Raw genomic sequence first — 1,467 nt, forward strand, 5'->3', positions numbered from 1 at the left:
GCCTTACGCATCGTGATATACAGTGATAATACTTGGTATCCACCAAGCTTATTTGTCTCTTCCTTGCTATTGCCATAAAAAAGCCATCCATACTTTAACGTTCAGTAAAGCATAGACGGCTTATTAGACTATTCCCAAATTGGAATGGGTGTCACATGTATTTCTTTTTTCAACCAATATAACCATTTTCTATCAGATAGAACAATACCGCAGTAACAAGTATAAATAGCAACAGTTTTTTATCTTTCCTTCTATTTTTAATGCGATAATCTTCTTGAGAAATAAAGATTAAAGGGGAAAGCTTAACGTCCACTAATACTGACATTGAAACTAAGAAAACTATTCCTAAAATAACAAATAAAGAGTCAATTGAGTACAGCACTAAAAAAAGTGGAGATAATAGTAATGAAATAAAAGATACCCAACCTACAGTCCTATATTTTCTATAATAAACAAAACCACAATTCTTGCACTTGAAAGGGAAAAGTTCACATGCAAAAAAAGCTTTGAATGTAAGATTTTTATTACAATTTCTACAGCTATTCACCATAAATGCCAATCCCATTTTGAATTAAATGCTCTACGTTCAAATTATCCCCATATGTTTGAGATGCTCTCAGCATACCTCCAAATAAAGCCAAAGATGCGGCAGGTCCTCCAGCATAATATTTCACACCCATTGTCATAGAAATTCGTCCAGTTAAGTAGGCCTGAGATGCATCATTTTGTGCGGAAATATCATATAAATCATATAAGCCTTTATTGACCTCTGCTTGAGTATTAGGCTCGTGTAAATACTCATAAATTGCGCCCCCAATTCTTGCAGAGTCATTGTATAATATATCAAAGTTTGCAGCACAACTTTGTGATCCTGTGGCCAATGAACATGCACCGTAATAGTAAAATTTACCTGCATGCTTTGTTACATGCCATGAATCTGAAACAAATGATATTGCACCATCAACCACCAATTCAGGCAAAGACTTTTCTTCATTCATAGCACGACTAGCTACTTCTTTTCGAAGCGCTGCCCTCATCTCCGCATTCAGCGCATGCATCATCGCCGCAGTCCTAGCACCATTAGCAAACTTACCACCAGTAAGCGCACTCGCTGTACCACCAACAATCGCCGCTACAGCCGTCCTCCCGGCAATTGCATCCCAGTTTCGGTTGTCCATATTGAAACCAGCATTACCCATGGCCATTTTGGTAAAGCCTGCCGATACAAAGCCATGACCAAACTTTCCACCAGAAGCAACTGAGGAAATCCCTCCAACCAAGGCGTGACTTCCTGCCCACTGTAATTGCTGGCCTAAATCTAAATCAGCAAACCCAAAACCTTTTTTTATGCCGAATTCAGTCTTAAAATGCTGCCCAACCCCATAAAATGCTTGAGCCGTTAAGCCTCCGATTACTCCTGCTCTGAGTGCTTGAGATGAACTCCCCCCCATTGCACGAGTAAACTCA

General features: G+C 39.3%; 1 protein-coding gene and 1 pseudogene. Both read right to left on the bottom strand.

From position 1 onward, the window contains the following. A pseudogene (locus MHN81_RS27940) lies at positions 1–76 on the bottom strand (Mobile element protein); the annotation flags it as partial. 463 nt (positions 77–539) lie between these two features. Further along, on the bottom strand, positions 540–1,467 hold a 928-nt coding region (locus MHN81_RS27945; RefSeq protein WP_239427377.1), incomplete at its 5' end, for a hypothetical protein.

It is taken from the genome of Pseudoalteromonas sp. Of7M-16, assembly GCF_022347805.1.
GTDB classification, from domain to species: domain Bacteria; phylum Pseudomonadota; class Gammaproteobacteria; order Enterobacterales; family Alteromonadaceae; genus Pseudoalteromonas; species Pseudoalteromonas luteoviolacea_F.